This is a genomic window from Plesiocystis pacifica SIR-1 (assembly GCF_000170895.1).
Lineage (GTDB): Bacteria > Myxococcota_A > Polyangia > Nannocystales > Nannocystaceae > Plesiocystis > Plesiocystis pacifica.
In genome coordinates, this window is sequence record NZ_ABCS01000023.1 from 53,711 (window position 1) to 74,063 (window position 20,353).

Sequence of the window (20,353 nt, forward strand, 5' to 3'; positions counted from 1 at the left end):
GGACCCATGATCCAGGAAAGCAGCTCGGCGAAAAGACCAAGCGAGGTGTCGTGAGGACTTCTCCGATGTCCTGCTAGGATAGGAGTCCGGGGATGGACAACTGGGACGACCTGCGGGCGTTCCTGGCCGCGGCGCGGGGCGGGAGCTCGCGGGCCGCGGCGGAGGCCCTGGGCATCAACCAGTCGCGCTCCTCGACGTGGGCACCTTGCTGGTCAAGGGCTACTACATCCCGCTGCTGGTGCGGGTGCTCGGGGAGCTGTCCTTGGGCGCGACGGTGGTGCTGTCGGGCACGATGTTCATCGTGCCCATGGCCCTCGGTTTGTGGCACCTGAGCCACTACGGGAATCAGCGCACCCAGATGGTGCCAGCCGTCTCGTAGATGTTGGGCCCCGCCGAGAACCCGGCGGGGGTCCGCCAGGGGGCGTCCTGGCCCTCGAAGTCGCAGCTCGAGGTGTAGTAGGACGCCGTCCCGAAGCCGGCGGCGTCGTTGAGGGTGCTGATGTTGGACTCGTTGTTGAGGACCAGGCCAAAGCGGACCTTGGCGTCGTAGCAGGACTGGTCGTCGTCGATGTTGACCCCGACCTCGATGTAGTTGGGCGAGACCGAGGACTCGGCGACGGAGCGCCCCTGGATGGTCAGCCACTCGAGCTTTTGGTTGTCGTCCTCGGTGAAGTAGAGCCCCTCGCCGTCGAGGTCCGAGCCGATCGGCGTGTTGGTGAACAGGTCGACGGCCGTGGCGGTCATCGGCAGGTCGTAGGCCTTGCACGCGTAGTCGTTGGTCATGGGGTGGCGCATGCAGCCGCGCAGCTCCATGGCCGGGACGGACAGGTAGGCCTGGAACTTGCCGTCGGAGTCGTCGGCGGGGTCGAGGACGCCCTCGTTGACCAGACTCGCGTCGGTCCACGCGGGGCTGTAGAAGTCGAACTGGCCGCCGCTCGGGGCGAAGCGCATGACCAGGGTCCAGCCGTTGTCCTCCATGTCGCAGTAGGCGTCGAAGGGCTCGCCGTCCCAGCCCTCGGGCGCGATGGCGTAGACGCCGTCCTCGAGGGCGTCGTCGTAGGCGAGCAAGTCGGCGCAGCTCGACGGGGCGGTGCAGTCGTCGAGGCAGCCGTCGTCGAGCTCGGCGTTGGCGTCGTCGCAGTCCTCGGGGCCGTTGACCTCGGCGTCGCCGCAGTAGGCCGCCAGCGACATGCAGTCGGCGTTGCAGCCCCCGTAGGCGCCGTCGTTGACCCCGTCGTCGCAGACCTCGTCGCCCTCGACGATGCCGTCGCCGCACGCCGACTCGACGCCTTCGGTGGTGTCCTCGGTGGTCTCGTCCGTCGTGTCTTCGGTGGTCTCGTCCGTCGTGTCCTCGGTGGTCTCGTCCGTGGTCTCCTCGGTCGACTCTTCCGTGCTCTCTTCCGTCGTCTCGCCGGTGGAGCTGCCGGTCTCGGTCTCTTCCCCGGAGCTGCTCTCCTCGGTCGAGCCGACCTCGTCGTCGGAGCCCGAGTCGTCCGTGGTCGCGCCGCTAGCGTCGTCGGTGCAGGCGGTGAAGGGGAGGCACAGGCCGAGGCAAAGGGCAGAGTTCAAGAGCGTACGTGTGGTCGCCATGGATCCACTGTCGACGCTCGGGATCCGGTCTTTGTCCCGTTTCGGTCGCAAATGTGGGCGCTGGCGCGCATCGTGGGCGAGTTGGCGCCGCGCCATCCCCCGGCCGGCCCGATCGCCCATCGCCGGCACGGGCAGTCTCAGGAGCGCCGGGTACCATGAAAAAAGCCCGCACCGCGCCAACTCGGGCGGTGCGGGCGTCTCGCTGTCACGAGCCTCGCGGGCTCCGCATGTCAGTCCAGGCCCAACTCCAGGGTCATGGGCATGAGCATCACGGCGGGGTCGTCGTCGTCCTTTTCGGCCAGGACGAGCTGCTCGATGTCGGCGACCAAGCCGACGGTCCCGTCTTCATGGGGGGCGAGGCGGACGTGAAGCTCGCCCTCGATGGCGTCGAGGCGATCGTCGACGGACCAGCTGTCGCCGCTGTCGAGGCCGCACTGGCCCTGGAAGACGTTGGTCCCCGCGATCCACCGCAGGGTCACGCGCTCGTCGGGCAGCGAGTAGGTCGTCTCGATCTGCTCGCCGTACGCGAACACCTCGGCGGCGAGGCCGTCGTCGATGCCGATCAAGAGCGCCTCGCTCCCGTCCTGGCGCGCGGCGACGATGGTCAGATCATCGCACGCGGCCCGCTGGTCGAGGGCGTTGACGTCGAGGACGTCGAGGTCGTCGTCACCGCCTTCGTCGCAGGCGGTGAGGGTGAAGGGGAGGCTCGCCGTGGTCAGGACGAGGAGGCAGGCGCGGACGATGGGGGCGAACGCGCGGGGTGAATGGGGGGTGGTGGCAGGGGGGCCTGCGAGGGCGTGACGCCACCGCGAGAAGAAAGCCATGCATTCACGGTAGCCACGGCTCGGGCGGGGGCAATGAGTCAAAAAAAGCCGGCTGGGTGGGGTCTGAGTGGGGCTAGGACATGAATGTCAGCGATCTGTGAAGGCGGGGGCGAGCAGGTTGCGCGGGCGGGGGATTGGGGTGCTCGCGGGGGTTTGGGGGGTGTTTGAGGGGTAGGGCGTGGGTGTCAGGGAGTGGCTTTGGGGGAAGTCGGTGGGGTGAGCTTGGGCGGTGTTCGGGTTTTGAAATTGCGCTTGGTGCGGGGTTTGGAAACGGTTGGCGCAGGTTGCGCTTTGGGTTGTGTCTAGGGCCTCTGGCGTGCGTGCCGTGCTGCGGTGCGTACGGCACCGCGGTGCTCTCGAGGCTCCGGCGGTGCTCCGCGGCCTATTCGGCGGGAGCCCTCCCCACTCCTGCGCTCGAGCCGAGCCGCAGCTTCAGCTCTTCCAGGGGCTGCAGGCGGCTCGGTGCTCGTCGCAGGTCCCCTCCCACCGAGCGGCCTGCTCTCGGTTGGCGAGCAGGATGCTGGGGTTTCGGAGCGGGGAGAGGTGAGCGGTGCGCTTGGGTGCGCTCTGCTTGGGTGCTCGTTCGTCAGTCCGCGGCCAGGGCGAGCTGCTGAGCCTGGCCGAGGGCCCGGGGATAGGTGACGTCGAGCTGGGGGATGGGGTGCTCGGGGGAGTCCAGGACGGCCTCGATGAGCTGGAAGATGGCGGTCTGGATGGCTTCGACCTCGGCACCGCTGAGGGCCCGGGGGTCGTAGTTGAAGCTGACGGTGCGCTCGCGGGCGGGGCCGAGGTCGACGTAGATGACCTCGAGGGGGCCGATGGGGGCCTCGCTGCGCAGGGGGAGGATGGTGAGCGGGCGGCCCTCGAGCTCGGAGAGGAGGAATTCGAAGGGGTAGCTGTTGAAGCGGACGCCGAACTCGACGGCGGCGCTGCGATCGCCGGCGTTGGGCTGGAAGGGGAGCTGGCGGTAGTCCTGGAGCATGGCCTGGCGGACCTGGGTGAGGAGCTCGGCCATGGTCTGGTCGGCGTCGAAGTCCCAGCGAAAGGGGTGCACGCCGGCGTGTTGACCGGACATGCGCCGAAGCTTGGCGCCGCGGCGGTTGCTTGAGGTGAGCAGGAGGGTCCAGCCGGTGCGCGCCTGGGCCTGGCTCAGGGCGACGCCGAGGGCGGCCTGGATGAGCACCTGGGGGCTGGCGCGGTGCTCGGTGCAGTAGGCGGCCATGCGCGCGTGGAGCGGGCTGGGGATCGGCGTGGTGAGGCTGCGGGCGGTCGGGCTGGGGACGGCGGGCGGCGGGAGCAGAGCCTCGGAGTTGGCGTCGAGGCGGGCGTCCCAGTAGGCGGCCTTGTCGGCGAGGCGCGCTGCGTTTGTGGCCTTGCCCTCCCGAGCCCATTCGACGAAGGAGGCGATCTTGGGCTCGCAGGGCTCCCCCTCGATGTCGGCGGCGTAGCGGCGCAGGACGTGATCGACGAACAGCGCGAGGCTCCAGCCGTCGGCGGCGAGGTGGTTGGCGACGAACAGCCAGGCGCAGCCGTCCGCGCCGAGGTCGAGGAGCTGGGAGCGGTAGAGGACCGGGCCGAAGCTGTCGAGGGGCGCGGCCATGAGCTGGCGGGCGCGGGCGTGGGCGGCCGCGGTGGGGTCGAGGGCGGCGGACAGGTCGACGAGCTGGAGCAGGGGCTTGGTGGGCTCGACGCGCTGGCGGGGGACGCCTCCGGTCGGATCGGCGACGAGGCGGATCGAGAAGGCGTCGTGCTCGGCGAGGGACTGGGCCAGGGCGCGGTAGAAGGCGTCGACGTCGAGGTCACCCGGGACGAGGACGAGGCTGCCGATGTTGAGCTGAGCGCCGCTGGGCGCCAGATCGTCCCACAGCAGGCGCTGGCCGGGGGTGAGGGCGAAGGTCTCGGGCTCGCGGGCTTGCTGGGCGACTGGCATGACTCGTCTCGGGGCCGGGGTCCGAGAGGGGAGTCATGGGGCGAGCGATTCTCATTCAGGCAAAGCGCGTGTGATGACTCGTTCGCGCCTGAGTATTTGAGCCGTCGTGGACGACGCCACGCCCTCCCTGCCCCACGTCCACGACTCGGAGACTGTCAACGAATCCACGCCCGCGCGGGCGGGGGCGACCACGAGCCTTCTCCAAGGCACGAACTCCATTGCCCACCAAGCCAAAGAGGAGGAGCGGGGCGACGAAGCGTCCCCGGTCCCAGGCGGCTGTGGGGGCAAAACAGAACTCACTCGAAGCGCAGTGAAATCGAATTACAGGTGCTCGACCACTCCAGCGACGCCGACAGGCTCAGCTCGTCGAACACGACGGCGTAGTCCCCGTCCAGCCCCAGATCGACCGGGCAGCTCCCGTCGGCGTCGGGGGTGCACGAGCAGTTGACCAGATCGCACTCGCTCGCGGGCTGGCCGAGGGCCTCGAGGCTGTAGGTCTCCGGCGGCAGGGGGGTCGGCGCCCAGCAGCTCGTGGCCTCCCCGGCGACGTTGCAGCTCGCGGGCAGCTCGAGATCGAGGGCCGCCGCAGCCCGCCAGGTCGTCGAGAAGCGCCCGCCCGGCTCGATGTAGATCGGCGCGTGGAAGGTCTGGCACAGCAGGCAAGTCGGGGGGTCCTCGCTGTAGGTCGCGCACGAGGGCCACTGCGTCTCGCAGTTGGTCAAGGGCAGCCACACCTCGCGCCCGGCGTAGCTCCCCGTCAGCGAGAACCACCGCGGGGCGTGCTGGCAGCCCGAGCCCTGCTCGTAGATCAGCACGGCCTCGTCGCGCGCGTTGACGATCTCCAGCGGGATGTCGCGCGGATCGAAGGCCAGCGGCGGGTCGCCAAAGTAGGACGCGCAGGCGTCGGGCTCGTCGAGGGGAGGGACCTCGAAGTCCTCGTAGTCGCAGCCGGCGTCGCCGAGCTCGTCGGCGCCCGAGCCTGAGTCGGTGTCGGCGTCGACCGAGTCGGGCCCGCAGCCCACCGCGAGGATCAGCCCAAGGACGCTCCAGCCATGCCGCATACCCGAGAGTGTACGGCGGCCGGGCGCTCGGGTGTTCAGCGCTTCGAGCCGCCCAGACAAGGCGGCGAGTCGGGCACGACGCCGCCGCGCTCGGCCCACTGCGGGGCCGTGAAGGCCTGAATCGAGAGGGCGTGCACGGGGCCCGCGAGCTGCTCGGCGAGGGCCGAGTTCACGGCCCGGTGGCGCGCGACGAGGGTCTTGCCCTCGAAGGCAGGGCTCACGACGATGACCTTGAAGTGGGTCTCGGAGCCGGGCGGCACGTTGTGGTTGCCCGACTCGTTGATGACCTCGAGCACCGTGGGCGCGAGCGCGGCCACGAGGGCGTCGTGGATCGAGTCCTGGACCGGCCCGCTCATGGCGTCTTGCTCACTGGGCGGCCGACTCGCCCGCGGCGTCGGCTGTGGTCTCGGGCGGCAAGGTGGCGGCGACGACCTGGGCGATGTCGAGGACCTCGATGTCCTCGTCCTTGTCGAAGTGCTTCATGCCGTCGGAGATCATCGTCTTGCAAAAGGGGCAGCCGACGGCGACGGCGTCGACCTTGGCCTCGACGATCTCCTCGCTGCGGTTGACGTTGACCCGCTTGTGGGTCTCCTCCTCGACCCACATCCGGCCACCGCCGGCGCCGCAGCAAAAGCCGTGCTCCTTGTTGCGGCCGAGCTCGACGAACTGGCCCTTGGCCCCGAGGCTCTTGGCGATGGCCGTGCGCGGGCCCTCGTAGACCGAGTTCCAGCGGCCGAGGTAGCAGCTGTCGTGGTAGGTGAACTTCTTGTCGTAGGGGTTCTCGACCTTGAGCTTCCCGTCCTCGAGCAAGCGCGCGATGAGGTCGGCGTGGTGGACGACCTCGTAGTCCCCGCCGAACTGCGGGTACTCGTTCTTGATCACGTGGAAGCAGTGCGGGCAGGTCGCGATCACCTTGGTGACCTGGTGCTCGTTCATGAGCTCGACCTGCTCGGCGGCGAGCTCCTGGAACTTGTCCTCGGCGCCCAGGCGGCGCAGCGTGTCGCCGGTGCACTTTTCTTGCTTGCCGAGCACGGCGAAGTCGACCCCGGCGGCGTGGAGGATGCGGACCAGGGCGCGGGAGGTCTTCTTGGCCCCGTCGTCGAGGGCGCCCGCGCAGCCGACGAAGAGCAGCCACTCGGCGTTGGGCTTGTCGTCCACCGTCGGGACGTTCAGGCCCTCGGCCCAGGCCATGCGGTCCGTGTTGTCGTTCCAGGGGTTGCCCTGGCCGTCGGCGATGTTGCCGATGACGCGGGTGATGTCGCCGGGGGTGCGGCCCTCTTCGTCGTTGAGCACGATGCGCGTGCGCATCTGCAGGATCTTGAGGGGGTGCTCGATGAAGACGGGGCAGACCTCCTGGCAGGCGCCGCAGGTCGTGCAACTCCACAGGGTCTCGTCCTTGATGCGCCCGCCGATGAGCGGCGGGAGCTCGCCGAGCATCTTCTTGATCTCGGTGATCTTGTCGGTCTGGGCCTCGGCCCCGAGCGCCTTGTAGGCGGGCGACTCCTCGTCGAAGTCCTCCGGGAAGCCCTCTTCGCCGGTGTCCGGCTCGTACATGGGCCGCTGGCCGCCGGCCTCCTCGAGCGCGACCAGCAGGCCGCCGCGGTCCTTCATCTCATCCTTGAGGTCGTGGATGAGGTGCATGGGCGAGAGCGGCTTTTGCGTGGCAAAGGCCGGGCAGTAGGTCGTGCAGCGCGCGCACTCGGTGCAGGCGTAGTTGTCGATGAGCGACTTCCAGTCGAAGTCCTCGATGCGCCCGACGCCCCAGTTCTCCCAGGGGATCGGGGGCTCCTCCATCTCCTCGTCCGACTCCTCCATGGCCTCGAGCTCCTCGTCGGTGGGCTCGGGCGGCATGAGCACGAGCTTGGGCATGATCCCGCGCTGCCCCTGGCGACGCAGGAGGATGTTCGGGCCCGAGCCGAGGACGTGGATGTGCTTGGAGAAGGGTAGGTAGTTGAGGAAGGACAGGACCACGCCCATGTGCGCCCACCAGTGGACCTCGCCGAGCAGGTGCGCCGTGTCCGAGTCCATGCGGACGTTGTTCAAGAGCACGGATCCGCCGCCCGGGGCCGAGGTGGCCCACTCGGGCCCCGACACGACGCCGAGGCCCGAGGCGATGGCGTAGGAGACCATCGCGCCGTCCTCCATCATGCCGCTGTGGGCCATCTCGAACACGTGGTGGCCGAAGTGGGTGACCACGATGATCGAGATGGCGCCGAGGATCAGCATGGCGTCGAGGCTGACCGGGACGAAGGTCGGCTTGATGACCAGGCGCCGGGTGAAGGCGTACAGGAGCGCCATGCCGACGACGAAGTTGCCCCAGTCGACGAAGAACTTGAGCCAGGCGTGGCCGGTGTCACCGAGGATCGTGCCCAGGGTCAGGCCGAACTCGCCGAACAGGCCGGTGATGCCCATGTCGACGAGGCCGACCTGGAGGATCAAAAAGCCCCAGTAGAGCGCCAGGTGGTGCCAGCTGCGCTTCTCCTCGACGACCTTTCGCTGGCCGAAGAAGAAGGTCATCAAGCTGGCGATGCGCTCCCCCCAGGTCTCCTCGAGGCCGGCGGGGCGACCAAGGGCCGCGATCTTGACGAACTTCGAGAGGTTCTTGACGAACAGGCCGAGGGCGATGGCGACGACGACGACGAAGGCGAGGAGCTTGAACATGTCTGGGCTCGTGGGTTGGTGGATGGGTCGAGCGGCGCGCTGGCCGGGGGGGACAGCCGTGTGCCGGATCCGGTCTCTACCCGTTCGCGCGCGCTATACCACAGCGTTCAAGGCCTTGCGCGCGACCCCGGCCGGGGCGGACTCGTAGGGCACGGGCCCACGGAGATCCCACGGTCGAGGACCCCCGCAGCGTTTCATCGCCAGCCTCCACAAAAGCGCGCCATTGCGCGCCCATCCTGCTAGCCTGTTCCCACCTGGCGCCCGCTTGACGGGTCAGCCCGGCGTGGTCGGGAGCGATCCCCCGCGATCCGCGGCAGTTTGCCAGGAAACGGCGCTCTCGACGACTCCGCGTCGCGGGCGCCCCGTGCCGAAGCCCCGAGTCCCGTGCGCGACCTGCTGCTCATCAGCGATCTCCACCTCGGATCGCACCTCAAGGCGAGGACGCGGGGGGAGTGGGTGCACCTCGCCGCGCGCGTGGACGAGTCGCTGCCTCAGTTCCTCGACCACTACGCCCGCGACGGGACGTGGCAGCTCGTGGTCAACGGGGACTTCATCGACTTTTGGAACGTCGAGATCGGCGATCCCAACGGCGAGCCCGAGGCGGTCGCGGTCGAGCGCCTGCACGCGGTCATCGACGCGTACCCCGGGGTCGAGGACGCGCTGGTGTCCTTCCTCGAGGCCGGCAACTCGATCGTGTTCGTGGCCGGCAACCATGACGCTGAGTTCCTCTATGGCGACGTGTGCCGGGCCTTCGCCGAGCGCCTCGAGGGGGCGGTGACGGGGGGCGACCAGGGCCTGGCGGGCCACTCGATCACCGCCACGGGGGTCGCAACCTTGGACCAGGTCGACGCCGGCAAGGTCCGCTTCGTGCCCTGGTTCGTCCGCGACGGCGGCGCGTGGATCGAGCACGGCCACGTGTTCGACCCGGCTTGCTCGACCCACGCCCAGCTCTCGCCGACCCGGGGGGGGCGGCTGGTCAAGAGCGTCGCCGAGGTCGCCACCCGGCGCTTCACCAACCGCATGCCCGAGATGGCCTACGACGCCCACGAGCACTTCACGGCCAAAGACTACGTGAAGTGGGCCATGGCCCGCGGGTGGCTGTTCATGGTCCGCGTGCTGTTCTTTTACCTGCGCATGGTCGGCGGGATGTTGGCGCTGTGGGCCCGGGGCGGACGCGTGGATCGAGCCGGACGCCAGGCCCACGAAGAGCGCCTCGCGCGGGTGGCCAAGAACGCCGGCTTGCAGATCAGCGCACTGGTCGCGCTCCAGAACATGGTCCCGCCGCCGACCTCGGCCAGCGTCGGCGGGGTGCTCTCGGTGACGGCCCTCGATCTCATCCTCAGCGCCACGGTCCCGATCGTGCTCGGGCCAGCCCTGGCCCTGGCTTTTGGCAAGTCCATGCTGGCCGGGTTGTGCGTCGGGGCCTTCGTCGCGGGCTTCATGGTGTTGGCGGTGCAGCGCCGCCGAAACCCGCGGAACATCGCCCAAGACATGCTCGAGGTCTCGTCCAGCGTCGGCGAGCTGACCGGGACCAACGTCGTGCTCATGGGCCACAGCCACCACGGCAGCCTCGAGCGGCGGGGGCCGGTGATCTATGGAAATTCGGGGAGCTGGCTCGACGGATCGCACCTCGTGGTCCGCCGCGGCGCCCAGGGGATCTTGGATCACGTCGAGCTGCGCCGGTGGCGAAATGGTGGGGTGACGGTGCTCGAGACCATGAGCCTGGACGCCAGCGCGGGGCTCGAGGGGGAGCCCTGCGCCCGCCCGGGGACCACCAGCGCGGCGCTGCTGGACCCCGCCGCCGGTGCAGCGGCCGAGTGAGCCTGGGTCCCAGTTTGGGCCTGGCGCATCCGCGATGGGGCTCGACGTCCGTCGCCCAAAGACTGTCGATCCGTGCGGAAAGCTGGCCCGAACCCGTCTGGCTCTGATAGCGTCGGGCTGTGGCAGGCGAGCACATCCTCATCGTCGAAGACGACCCCTCCGTGCAGACTCTGCTCGGCAAGGCCCTGACCGCTCAGGGCTACCGCGTGACCCAGGCCCAGGACGGCCTCGCCGGGCTGACGGCCCTCGAGGAGGAGCAGCCCGACCTGATCATCGCGGACATCATGATGCCGCGCCTCGACGGCATGACCTTCGTCAAGGCGATCAAGCGCAACGCCGGGACGCGCTCGGTGCCGGTCATCTTCTTGACCGCCAAGAACGACCCGCGCAGCGTGGTCGAGGGCATCAACGTCGGCGCCAAGTACTACGTCACCAAGCCCTTCCAGCTCGACGAGCTGCTGTCCAAGGTCGAGAAGGCGCTCTAGAGTGAGCGCCTCCGCCGACCCCGCCAAAGCCCCCTCGCTGGCGCAGAGACTGGCCAGCGTCGAGCTGATCACCTTCGACATCGACGGCACCCTGACCGACGCGACCACCTGGTGGGTGGGGGAGGGCGCCGGCTGGGTCCAGCGCTACAGCGTCCGCGACGGCGAGGCGATCCTGCGCCTGGCTCGCGCGGGGCTGCCCGTGGTCCCGCTGTCGCGCAACGGCACCGAGGCGGCCCGGCGGCGCATGGAGCACCTGCGCCGGGAGCTCGACTGGCTCGGGGTCAAAGACAAGATCGCCGCGGTCGAGGCCATCGCGGCGCGCCACGGCGGGGTCGCCATCGAGCGCGTGCTGCACATCGGCGACGGCCCCGACGACGCCGCGGTGTTCGAGCACGTCGGGGTCGGGGTCGCCGTCGCCGACGCGCACCCCCGGGCCCGGGAGGTCGCGCGCCTGGTCCTCGACGCGGGCGGCGGCCAGCGGACCATGGAGGAGCTGGAGCTGCGGATGATCGCCGCCGAGCACCCCAAGCTCGTGGAGTCCCAGGCGTGAGCAAGACCCTGGCCATCGGGATCATGAGCGGGACGTCGGGCGACGGCGTGGACGCCATCCTCATCGAGCTCGACTCCGTCCGCGAGCGCCACGAGCCCCGGGTCCTCGACCACGCCTTCGTGGCCTTCCCGGCCGAGCTGCGCGCCGAGCTGACCAACCCGACGGCGCTGACCTTGCCCCGACTCTCCGAGCTCCACGCCGAGCTCCCGCGCCGCTACGCCGAGGCCGTCCGGGCCATCGACGGCTGGTCCCACTGCAAGGTCGTCGGCATGCACGGCCAGACGGTGTGGCACAGCCCGCCCTCGGCCCAGGCCAGCTTGGGCCACCGCGTCCCCAACACCCTGCAGATCGGCAGCACGGCGATCCTCGCCGAGGCCCTCGGGCGCCCCGTGGTCGGCGATCTGAGAGCCGCGGACATGTTCCACGGCGGAGAGGGGGCGCCGATCGTGCCCTTCGCCCACTGGTTCTTCACCCCCGCCGAGGAGGCCGGCCGCCTGGTGGTCAACGTCGGCGGTATCGCCAACATCACCCACGTGACCGCGCGCCTGGGCGAGGTCCGCGGCTACGACATCGGCCCGGGGATGATGATCGCCGACTACTGCACGCGGCGGCTCAGCGGGGGCGACTACGAGTACGACAAGGACGGCGTGCTCAGCTGCGGCGGCAAGGTCGACCCCGGCGTCGTCGAGTCGATCATGGCCCACCCCTTCTTCGCCAAGGCGCCGCCGCGCTCGACGGGGCGCGAGGACTTCGGCATCGACTACGCCTCGCGCTTGCTCGAGCGCTTCGCCGAGCTCAGCGCCCGGGATCTACTGACTTCGGTGATGGCCGTGACCGCGCGCTGCATCGCGCGGGCGGCTCTGGCCGAGCTCGAGGGCGTGGGCTCGGTGCTGCTCACCGGCGGGGGCGCGAAGAACCCCACGCTCGTGCGCCTGGTCAAGGAGTTCATCCCGCTGCCCGTTTCGCGCGCGGACGCGGGGGTGTTCGCGGCTTCCCACCATGAGCCCGCGGCGATCGCCTTGATCGCCGCGCGGACGCAGGCGGGCCTGCCGAGCTCGCTGCCCTCGGTGACGGGCGCGAGCAAGCCCTGCCTGCTCGGTCACATCGCCTACCCGACTCCGGGCTGAGTTGTTGTCATGCCCCCGCGGGGGGTTCGTGCCTTGGAGAGGGCATGGGGTCGTCCCCGCTCGCGGGGGCGTGGATTCGTGCTTCGTCTTTGATTCGTGGACGTGGGGGAGGGCGTCTTTGGACCCGCGGCGGGCCCCGAGCATCGCCTACCATCGACAATGGTGAGCGCGGGAGGTCGAGGACGAGGTCGGGATCCGCTCGCGGCGGTCGAGGACTTCATGGTCGAGGCCGCTGCGCTGCGGGACATCTCCGAGCTGTGTGACCTGGCCGCGCGCAGCCTTGGGGCTGTCGAGGGGGTCGCCGTGATGGTCGTGCTGACTGCGGCAGGTGGGGACGGGGAGCCGCCGAGCTGGATCGGGCTCGACGGGCTCGACAGAGATTCGAGCCTGAGCTCGGGGACGGCCGGGCGACGCAGCGCAGCGCCGCTGCCTGCGTACATCGCGGAGGGGCTGCGTCAGCCCGACGCGAGCGCAGCCACTGTGGCCTTGCTCGCGCGCCGGGAGCTGGGCCTCGCGGATGGTCCACCGCTGGCCGAAGTCGCCAGCTTTGTCCTCGAGGCGGGACACGGCCAGGCGATGCGCTGCTGGCTGGGGCGCGTCGCCGTCTCCGAGGCCGACGGGCCCCTCGACGCGAGCCCGGTTCGCCCCGCGCGGTTGATCCTCCGTCACCTGCTGAGCCTCGCCGCGACCTTGCACGCCGAGCGCCAGCGCCAGGACTCCGAGCTCATGTACCAGGCCCTCGTCGAGCAGATGCCGGCCATCGTCTACTACCGCGAGTTCGACAAGCCCGGCGCGCCGACCTTCATGAGCCCGCAGGTCGAGGACATGATCGGCTTCAAGGCCGAGGAGTTCATGGGCAGCCGCGAGCTCTTCGTCGAGCGCTTGCACCCCGAGGACCGCCAGCGGGTGCTCGAGCTCCAGGCCTTCCACGACACGGCCAACCTCGACGGCTTCGGGTCCATCGAGTACCGGATGATCCACAAGGACGGGCGCACGGTCTGGCTGCACAACCGCGGCATGGCCAAGCGCGACGCCGACGGCAAGCCAGGCTTTTTGGTCGGGCTGATCTTCGACATCACCGAGCAAAAGCAGCTCGAGGCCCACGTCGTCCACGCCCAGAAGATGGAGGCGATCAACCGCATCGCCGGGGGCATCGCCCACGACTTCAACAACATCCTCGCGGTCATCATCGGCTACGGCGAGCTCATGGCCGACGCCCTCGACGGCCAGCCGCAGCTGCGCGAGGACCTCGACGCGATGCTCGAGGCGGCCGAGCGGGCCAAGACCCTCGTCGGCCAGCTGCTCTCGTTCAGCCGGCGACAGATCCAGCAGCGCGCGCGCCTGCGCCTGCGCGCGGTCCTCGACGGGATGCGGACCATGCTCGCGCGCGTGCTCCGGGAAGACATCGAGCTGCGCTTTGACTACGCCCCGGAGCTGGGCAGCGTGCAGGCCGATCGCGGGCAGCTCGAGCAGGTCGTGATGAACCTGCTGGTCAACGCCCGCGACGCCATGCCGGAGGGCGGCCGGATCGAGGTCCGGGCCCGCAACGTGACCCTCGAGGACGACCTCAACGAGGCCTGGGAGCCGATCCCCGCCGGTGAGTACGTGATGTTCACGGTGTCCGACACCGGCGTGGGCATGGACAAGGAGACCCGCCGCCGGCTGTTCGAGCCCTTCTTCACCACCAAAGAGCAGGGCACGGGCCTGGGCATGTCGACGGTCCTGGGCCTGGTTCGCCAGCACGAGGGCACCCTCGAGGTCGACAGCGCGGCGGGGGAGGGGACCCGGGTGAGCGTCTACCTACCTCGCTGCGCCGACGCGCTGGCCGAGGCCGAGGCCGAGGCCGCGCGCGAGGGCGCCGTGCTCGGGGGCCACGAGCAGGTCCTGCTCGTCGAGGACGACGACCAGCTGCGCACCCTGACCATCATGGTCCTGACGCGGCTGGGCTACGTCGTGGCCGCGGCCGAAGATGGCGAGCGGGCCCTCGAACGCTTCGCCAGCGAGAGCTTCGACCTGGTGCTCAGCGACGTGATCATGCCGGGGATCAGCGGGCCCGAGCTCGTGCGCCGCCTCGTCGCCGAGCAACCGAAGCTCGAGTGGCTGCTGATGTCGGGCTACGCTGGCGACGCCATAGACCTGGCCGAGGTCGACCCGCGCCGGGTGCTGTCCAAGCCCTTCTCCGTCCGCGAGCTCGCGGCCCGGCTGCGCGAGGTCCTCGACGCCAAATCGGCCTGAACCCTACAATTTCGCGTAGGAGGTGAACATCTCGACCTCCGTCATGGCGATGAGCCGATGGTCACGCTCGGGCAGCACGCGGACCGGCGTGGCCGGGAGCATCTCGACGCGCTCGGCGTCGTCGCCCTCGAGGATCTCGAGCACGGCCCGGCCTCCGGTCAGCATCACGACCATGTCCGCGCGGCCGCGGGTCGACACGCGCACCTTCTCGCCAGCGCGGACCCGCAGGATCTTGCAGGTGTAGCGCTCGCTGTCGGCCCACACGAACTCGCCGCCGAAGGACCGAGCCTCGAAGGGCGGGCCAAAGTCATCGCTGACTTCGTCGCCGGGGCCCTCGGTCGCGTCCACGGGATCCTGCTCGGCCTCGTCCTTTCGCATGAGACCGACACTCTACCGCGTCGTCCGGCGAAGGCGAAGGCCGGGGCTCAGAGACTGTGAATGGTTCACAGTCTCTGTCTTCTTTAGCCGTCGTGGACGACGCCACGCCCTCCCTGCCCCACGTCCACGACTCAGTTCGACTTCTTGGGCTTTTGTGACTTCTTCTTCGAGGACTTCTTCTTCGTCGGAGACTGGGCGGGCTTCTTCGCGTCTTTTTTACCCTCGTCCTCGGGCGCCTCGTCGACGTAGGCCGAGTCGTCCTTGGCCGGCTCGTCGGCGATGGAGCTGCGCTTTTTCTGGGCGATGCGAGCCCGGCGGGCCGCGTCGTGGTCCCAGGTGTCGACCTTGCCGTCGCCGTTGATGTCGTAGCCGATGCGGTCGATCTGCTTACCCAGGTAGTAGGTGAACATGTCGGCCCGGCCGTCGGCGTCGCGGTCGGTCTCGACCCGGACCAGGCGGCCGTCGTCGTAGATGCGCCACGAGTCGGCGAAGCCGTCCTGGTTGAGGTCCATCTCGTCGCGCACGAGCTTGCCCTGCTCGTAGTAGCGGCCCATGTCGATGCGGCCGTCGAAGTCCTGGTCGTACTGCTCGCGCTCGACGTCCCCGCCAGGGGTGTAGTGGATGAAGGCGTCGAGGCGGCCGTCGAAGTTGAGGTCGGCCTGCTTGCAGGTGATCTTCTCGCCGCCCGCGTCGCTGCCGTAGAGGGTCACGAGATCGGCGTAGCCGTCCTGGTTGACGTCGACCTGGTGCTTGCGCTTGTTGGTCGCGTCGCAGCGCTCGCCGTCGACGGTCAGGTAGACGAGATCCCGCGCGTCGCGGTTGCGCCCGCGGGTGGTGTCGGGCTCGGCCTCGCCCGCCTCGCCGGGGCCGTCGTCCGCTCCCCCGGAGCCGCCTCCCTTGTTGCCCTTGCCGCTCTTTTTTGAGCCGCCCTTGCCAGCGTCGGCGCTGTCGCCGGGGGAGTCGGTGTCGCCCTTGTTGCCCTTGTTCTTGCAGCCCCCACCCAGGAGGAGGGTCGAGGCGGCGAGCAGGGCGACCAGAGCGGGGGCGCGGCGATGGGCGTTGAGCATGGGCACCGAGTGGGAAGGGTAGGCCGGCCTCGGTGGGGGAGCAAGACAGGAATTCGCCCGTTTAGCCGCAACTGGAGTGGCCTGAGCCGAACTTTGTGCCTCCGTGAAGGCCGCCCGGTGGTCTGGCCATGCACTCGACCCGGCGGTCTCGCGGGCCCGGCGCTCGCGGGCGGGGTCGGCGGAGGATCTGGAGGCAGGCGCGGCTGAACACCTGCCCGCGCAGACCTGAACGCCCGGTTCGGCAAGGCCCCAGCGATGTGGTAGTAGGCCCGCCCGAGCCCCCCGCCATGAGCACTGACGCCGAGTCCTCGAAGCTGCCCGTCCGCGAGCACATCCGCAGCTTCTGCATCATCGCCCACATCGACCACGGCAAGAGCACCCTCGCCGACCGCCTGATGGAGCACACGGGCCTGCTCGGCGAGCGCGACAAGACCGCGCAGTACCTCGATCGCATGGACATCGAGCGCGAGCGCGGCATCACGATCAAGGCGCAGGCCGTGCGCATGAACTACGAGGCGGACGACGGCACCGTCTACCAGCTCGATCTCATCGACACCCCCGGACACGTCGACTTCAACTACGAGGTGTCGCGCTCGCTGGCCGCCTGTGACGGGGTCCTGCTCGTCGTCGACGCGGCCCAGGGTGTCGAGGCCCAGACCCTCGCCAACGTCTACCTGGCCCTCGACGCCGACCTCGAGATCATCCCGGTGATCAACAAGATCGACCTCCCGAGCGCCGACGTCGACAACGCCAAGGCCGAGATTGAAGAGATGGTCGGCCTCGACGCGAGCCAGGCCATCTGCGTCAGCGCCAAGACCGGGCAGGGCATCGACGAGCTGCTCGAGGCCATCGTGACCTACCTGCCGGCGCCCAAGGCCGACCCCGAGGGCCCGGTCAAGGCGCTGATCATCGACTCGTGGTGGGACAACTACCGCGGCGTCATCTCCCTGGTCCGGGTCATGTCCGGGACCATGCGGGCCAAGCAAGAGGTCCGCTTCATGGCCACGGACAAGCGCTACGACATCCTCGAGACCGGTGTCTTCGCCCCCGAGCCGCGCAAGCTCGACAAGCTCGAGGCCGGCGAGGTCGGCTTTTTGATCTGCAACATCAAGGACGTCGTCGACTCGAAGGTCGGCGACACCATCGTGCTCGCCAGCGACGGCGAGAGCGACCCGCTGCCGGGCTTCCAGGAGGTCCAGCAGATGGTGTTCGCGGGCGTGTTCCCCACGGACAGCAACCAGTACGCGGACCTGCGCGACGCCCTGGGCAAGCTGACCCTCAACGACGCCAGCGTGACCTGGGAGCCGGAGACCTCCGACGCCCTCGGCTTCGGCTTTCGCCTGGGCTTCCTCGGCCTGCTGCACATGGAGATCATCCAAGAGCGGCTCGAGCGGGAGTACAACCTCGATCTGATCACCACCGCGCCCTCGGTGAAGTTCCGGATCACGCACAACGACGGCACCGTCGAGATCGTCGACAACCCGGCCCGCTTCCCCGACACCGGCGACATCCAGATGATCGAGGAGCCGATGATCATCGGCCGCATCCAGCTGCCCGAGGACTACCTCGGCCCGGTCATCAAGCTGTGCCAGGAGCGGCGCGGCATCCAGCAAGACCTGACCTACATGACGACCACCCGGGTCCAGCTGACCTACGAGCTGCCCCTGGCCGAGGTCGTGTTTGGGTTCTACGACCAGCTCAAGTCCTGCTCCCGGGGCTACGCCAGCTTGGACTACGACCACGGCGAGTACCGGCGGGCCAACCTCGTGCGCCTGGACCTGATGGTCAATGGTGAGAAGGTCGACGCGCTTTCGCTGATCACCCACAAGGACAACAGCTTCTTCCGCGGCCGCGACCTGTGCGTGAAGATGAAGGAAGAGATTCCCCGGCAGCAGTTCGAGGTCGCCATCCAGGCCGCCGTCGGCAGCCGGATCATCGCCCGGACCACGGTCAAGGCCTTGCGCAAGAACGTCCTGGCCAAGTGCTACGGCGGCGACGCGTCGCGCAAACGCAAGCTGCTCGAGAAACAAAAGAAGGGTAAGAAGCGTCTCAAGGCCGTCGGAAACGTCGAGATCCCCCAAGGCGCGTTCCATGCCATTCTCAAGTTGGATCAGTGATGAACGAAAGCGGCGAGCCAGAGGCCAACATGAAGGGCAGCGCCGCGCGCGCAAACCGCAAGCGCGACGTCGACGAGACCGCTGAGGCCGATCCGGCGGCGTCCCGCTCGGCGCCCGTTCGCTCGGCAGGGCACGTGCGCTCGGGCGCGCGCATGTTGATCAAGGAGGCCAACAAGATCCTCCGCAAGCACCGCGAGCGCATCCCCGAGAAGGTCGTCGAGGAGATCGAGGCGACGGTCACGGCCATCGAGGCGCTGCGCGAGCAAAAGCCCAACGAAGACCTCGTCGAGCTCGAGTACAAGGCCGAGCACCTCGACGAGCTGCTCCACCAGCACGCCTCCTTCGCCCGCAAGAGCGCGCTGCGGGACTCCCTCGAGAACATCGTGATCGCCATCGGCGTGGCCCTGGCCGTGCGCTCGGCGGTCTACGAGCCCTTCCAGATCCCCAGCGGATCGATGATGCCCACGCTGCGGGCGGGCGATCACATCTTCGTCAACAAGTTCCGCTACGGCGTCCAGGTCCCGCTGACCACGACCATCGTCGGCGAGGACCTGCTCGCCGGGGTCGCGCGCGGCGAGGTCATCGTGTTCCGCTACCCCCTCGACGAGTCCCAGGACTTCATCAAGCGGGTCATCGGCCTGCCCGGGGACACGATCCGGGTCAACACCGACCGCCGACGCATCGAGCTCAAGCGGGCAGGGGAGGAGGAGTTCGCGGCCATCGAGCGCGAGCGCCTCGACGACGTCCGCTGCCTCGAGGAGGGCTCGACGGAGCCCATGGACAACTGCTCGGTGTTCCGCGAGACCCTCGACGGGCGCAGCTACCAGGTGCGCTACCGCGACGATCAGCGGTCCATGGACGCCAGCACCCGGACCTTCGTGGTGCCCGAGGGCCACCTGCTGGTCATGGGCGACAACCGCAACGCGTCCCACGACTCCGTCGCCTGGACCGTGGTCGCCGACTCGGTCACGGCCAAGGGCCTGATCTCGCGCATCGACATCCGCGACCTGGCCAAGGACCACCAGGAGGGGCGCATCGAGCTGCGCGACGAGGACAAGTTCATCGTCGCCAACGACGACGCCAACCAGGATCAAGCGCGCTACGTCGCCGAGCGGCCCTCGGAGGCCCACGGCCTGGCGCTGGAGGCCTGGCGCGCGCCGCCCGTGGATCCGGCCGCGACCTTCGCCAGCTTGGCCCACCACTACGGCGCCAACGAGCGCGTCGAGCTCAGCGCGCTCATCGAGAACGCCCGGCTGACCGATCGGGAGCGCGAGCGCCTCGAGGCCCTCAGCGAGGAGCTGGGCGAGTTTCGCTTTGGCAAGAACGGGGCGGTCTACGAGGCCGTGTTCCGCCCGCCGGGGGTCGAGGACGCGATGTTCCGGCTGCACTGCGGGGTCAAGCGTTGCGAGCGACGCTCCGAGGTCGCCGACCGCATCGCGCGGATCGTCGAGGCCTACGAGGCCAACCCCGACTACGACTCCCGCGAGCTGCTCGTGCGCGAGCCGGGCCGGCCGACGACCTTCCCGGGCCGCGGCAAGGCCGACGAGCGCTACCTCGAGCGGCGCTTTGGCACGGGCGGCAAGGTGGGGAAGGGCGTGCGCCTGCGCGCGTGGCGAAAGCCTCACGAGGGCGTGGAGGTCCTGCGCGACGCCGTGCTGGCCGAGTTCGGCGCTGGACCGGTCGCCGAGGCCATGGGCCTCGAGAGCGAGCCGCCCGTTCAGGCCCGGGCCGTCAGCGGCGTGGGTGCCGAGGGTCCCGAGGCGCAGACCTGGTCGATCCCGGCGCCCAGCGGCGGGTGGACGTTGGTCCACGCCGACGCCGATCGGGGCGTGCTGTTCGCCCTCGAGTGCGGGACGATTCGGTGCGGCGAGGAGGCCCAGGCCGTCGAGCTGGCCACGACCATCGCTGGCCGCGTTCAGACGGTGCTCACGGAGGCCGAGCGCCTGCCAGAGCTGCTGACCCGCGCCGACGTTGGCGGGCTGCCGGAGGTGCCGGTGCCGGGCAAGCACGCCAGCGAGTCTGGCGCGGAGGTGGGGCATCCGTACTACTGGGATCACCTGGCGTTCCGCGGCGCCGTGTTGGCCGACAGCCACTCCATCGCGCTGTCCGTGCTGCGCAGGCCCGAGCAAGGCCTCGAGGCCGCCGCCCAGGAGTTCGTGTCGACGCTCGGGTCGAACTCCGACGAGGCGCCGGAGCCCGTCGACGGCTTGGGCCCGAGCGCGTGGTACGCCCACGGGCCCAACGGCCACGGCTACGTCTTCGTCATCGCGGAGACCGAGCTGGTCGTGTCGCTGCGGTGCCGCACCGGGCTGTGTCCCGATCGGGACACGGCGCGGAAGTTCGCCGAGCGGGCCTACGACAAGGGCCTCGACACGGACAACTTCCTGCAAAAGGGCGTCAGCAAGCCCAGGCCCTTCGTGCCGCGCGGAAACGTGAAGGGGCGGGCCGAGGTCATCTGGTGGCCGACGAGTCGGTTCTGGACGCCGATCGACTGAGCGGGCGCCGTC

The 20,353-nt window shown here is 69.4% G+C and carries 16 protein-coding genes and 1 pseudogene; 9 read left to right on the forward strand and 8 right to left on the reverse strand.

Annotated features, from left to right (window positions below; all coding sequences use genetic code 11):
- Window positions 1–92 precede the first annotated feature (92 nt).
- Together PPSIR1_RS51215 and PPSIR1_RS14210 are read left to right on the forward strand one after the other, a co-directional pair.
- A pseudogene (locus PPSIR1_RS51215) lies at window positions 93–182 on the forward strand (helix-turn-helix domain-containing protein); the annotation flags it as partial.
- A gap of 14 nt (window positions 183–196) precedes the next feature.
- A complete protein-coding gene (locus PPSIR1_RS14210) occupies window positions 197–379 on the forward strand; it encodes a hypothetical protein (protein ID WP_006971777.1) in 183 nt (60 codons plus the stop codon).
- On the opposite strand, the gene PPSIR1_RS14215 is transcribed toward PPSIR1_RS14210, so the two are convergent.
- From PPSIR1_RS14215 to PPSIR1_RS14240, 6 genes are all read right to left on the reverse strand, one after another.
- Window positions 346–1,590 (reverse strand): fibrinogen-like YCDxxxxGGGW domain-containing protein, encoded by a 1,245-nt coding sequence (locus PPSIR1_RS14215; RefSeq protein WP_198154511.1) that lies wholly within the window; start codon window positions 1,588–1,590, stop codon window positions 346–348. The two genes, PPSIR1_RS14210 and PPSIR1_RS14215, sit on opposite strands and share 34 nt — an antisense overlap.
- A 230-nt stretch (window positions 1,591–1,820) precedes the next feature.
- Window positions 1,821–2,414: a hypothetical protein gene (locus tag PPSIR1_RS14220; protein WP_006971779.1), complete on the reverse strand. Its 594-nt coding sequence runs from the start codon at window positions 2,412–2,414 to the stop codon at window positions 1,821–1,823.
- A gap of 586 nt (window positions 2,415–3,000) precedes the next feature.
- Complete coding sequence (locus PPSIR1_RS14225; RefSeq protein WP_006971780.1) at window positions 3,001–4,344, reverse strand: condensation domain-containing protein; 1,344 nt, start codon at window positions 4,342–4,344, stop codon at window positions 3,001–3,003.
- A 296-nt stretch (window positions 4,345–4,640) separates the two neighbouring features.
- A complete protein-coding gene (locus PPSIR1_RS14230; RefSeq protein WP_006971781.1) occupies window positions 4,641–5,405 on the reverse strand; it encodes a hypothetical protein in 765 nt (254 codons plus the stop codon).
- Window positions 5,406–5,440: 35 nt separating this feature from the next.
- Window positions 5,441–5,761, reverse strand: a complete 321-nt coding sequence (locus PPSIR1_RS14235; protein ID WP_006971782.1) for a BolA family protein — start codon at window positions 5,759–5,761, stop codon at window positions 5,441–5,443.
- A 10-nt stretch (window positions 5,762–5,771) separates the two neighbouring features.
- The gene (locus tag PPSIR1_RS14240) at window positions 5,772–8,066 is read right to left on the reverse strand and encodes a (Fe-S)-binding protein (protein ID WP_006971783.1); all 2,295 of its coding nucleotides are present in this window, start codon (window positions 8,064–8,066) and stop codon (window positions 5,772–5,774) included.
- A gap of 384 nt (window positions 8,067–8,450) precedes the next feature.
- On the opposite strand from PPSIR1_RS14240, the gene PPSIR1_RS14245 reads away from it, so the two are divergent.
- The 5 genes from PPSIR1_RS14245 (at window position 8,451) to PPSIR1_RS14265 (ending at window position 14,284) form a co-directional block, all read left to right on the forward strand.
- A complete protein-coding gene (locus PPSIR1_RS14245) occupies window positions 8,451–9,887 on the forward strand; it encodes a metallophosphoesterase family protein (RefSeq protein WP_006971784.1) in 1,437 nt (478 codons plus the stop codon).
- A gap of 119 nt (window positions 9,888–10,006) precedes the next feature.
- On the forward strand, window positions 10,007–10,372 hold the full coding sequence (locus PPSIR1_RS14250) for a response regulator transcription factor (protein WP_006971785.1): 366 nt from the start codon (window positions 10,007–10,009) through the stop codon (window positions 10,370–10,372).
- A gap of 1 nt (window position 10,373) precedes the next feature.
- Complete coding sequence (locus PPSIR1_RS14255) at window positions 10,374–10,922, forward strand: HAD hydrolase family protein (protein ID WP_006971786.1); 549 nt, start codon at window positions 10,374–10,376, stop codon at window positions 10,920–10,922.
- Window positions 10,919–12,049, forward strand: coding sequence for an anhydro-N-acetylmuramic acid kinase (locus tag PPSIR1_RS14260; RefSeq protein ID WP_006971787.1), 1,131 nt, complete (start codon window positions 10,919–10,921; stop codon window positions 12,047–12,049). The genes PPSIR1_RS14255 and PPSIR1_RS14260 overlap by 4 nt, the downstream gene beginning before the upstream one ends.
- A 159-nt stretch (window positions 12,050–12,208) precedes the next feature.
- Window positions 12,209–14,284: a hybrid sensor histidine kinase/response regulator gene (locus PPSIR1_RS14265; RefSeq protein ID WP_006971788.1), complete on the forward strand. Its 2,076-nt coding sequence runs from the start codon at window positions 12,209–12,211 to the stop codon at window positions 14,282–14,284.
- 3 nt (window positions 14,285–14,287) lie between these two features.
- Here PPSIR1_RS14265 and PPSIR1_RS14270 read toward each other — a convergent pair whose 3' ends face one another.
- Together PPSIR1_RS14270 and PPSIR1_RS42695 are read right to left on the reverse strand one after the other, a co-directional pair.
- Window positions 14,288–14,662 carry a hypothetical protein gene (locus PPSIR1_RS14270; RefSeq protein ID WP_006971789.1) on the reverse strand — a complete coding sequence of 125 codons (375 nt, stop codon included), beginning with the start codon at window positions 14,660–14,662 and terminating at the stop codon, window positions 14,288–14,290.
- A 131-nt stretch (window positions 14,663–14,793) separates the two neighbouring features.
- A complete protein-coding gene (locus tag PPSIR1_RS42695; protein WP_053335366.1) occupies window positions 14,794–15,735 on the reverse strand; it encodes a hypothetical protein in 942 nt (313 codons plus the stop codon).
- A gap of 281 nt (window positions 15,736–16,016) precedes the next feature.
- On the opposite strand from PPSIR1_RS42695, the gene lepA reads away from it, so the two are divergent.
- Both lepA and lepB read left to right on the forward strand, forming a co-directional pair.
- Window positions 16,017–17,846, forward strand: coding sequence for a translation elongation factor 4 (lepA, locus tag PPSIR1_RS14280; RefSeq protein ID WP_006971791.1), 1,830 nt, complete (start codon window positions 16,017–16,019; stop codon window positions 17,844–17,846).
- Window positions 17,846–20,341: a signal peptidase I gene (gene lepB, locus PPSIR1_RS42700; RefSeq protein ID WP_006971792.1), complete on the forward strand. Its 2,496-nt coding sequence runs from the start codon at window positions 17,846–17,848 to the stop codon at window positions 20,339–20,341. Before lepA ends, lepB begins: the two co-directional genes overlap by 1 nt.
- Window positions 20,342–20,353 lie beyond the last annotated feature (12 nt).

Excerpts from the sequence above, each read along its gene's own strand:
- PPSIR1_RS14215 (WP_198154511.1), bottom strand. The coding sequence starts at position 1,590 with ATGGCGACCACACGTACGCTCTTGAACTCTGCCCTTTGCCTCGGCCTG.
- PPSIR1_RS14220 (WP_006971779.1), bottom strand. The coding sequence starts at position 2,414 with ATGGCTTTCTTCTCGCGGTGGCGTCACGCCCTCGCAGGCCCCCCTGCC.
- PPSIR1_RS14225 (WP_006971780.1), bottom strand. The coding sequence starts at position 4,344 with ATGCCAGTCGCCCAGCAAGCCCGCGAGCCCGAGACCTTCGCCCTCACC.
- PPSIR1_RS14230 (WP_006971781.1), bottom strand. The coding sequence starts at position 5,405 with ATGCGGCATGGCTGGAGCGTCCTTGGGCTGATCCTCGCGGTGGGCTGC.
- PPSIR1_RS14235 (WP_006971782.1), bottom strand. The coding sequence starts at position 5,761 with ATGAGCGGGCCGGTCCAGGACTCGATCCACGACGCCCTCGTGGCCGCG.
- PPSIR1_RS14240 (WP_006971783.1), bottom strand. The coding sequence starts at position 8,066 with ATGTTCAAGCTCCTCGCCTTCGTCGTCGTCGTCGCCATCGCCCTCGGC.
- PPSIR1_RS14265 (WP_006971788.1), top strand. The coding sequence starts at position 12,209 with ATGGTGAGCGCGGGAGGTCGAGGACGAGGTCGGGATCCGCTCGCGGCG.
- PPSIR1_RS14270 (WP_006971789.1), bottom strand. The coding sequence starts at position 14,662 with ATGCGAAAGGACGAGGCCGAGCAGGATCCCGTGGACGCGACCGAGGGC.
- lepA (WP_006971791.1), top strand. The coding sequence starts at position 16,017 with ATGAGCACTGACGCCGAGTCCTCGAAGCTGCCCGTCCGCGAGCACATC.
- lepB (WP_006971792.1), top strand. The coding sequence starts at position 17,846 with ATGAACGAAAGCGGCGAGCCAGAGGCCAACATGAAGGGCAGCGCCGCG.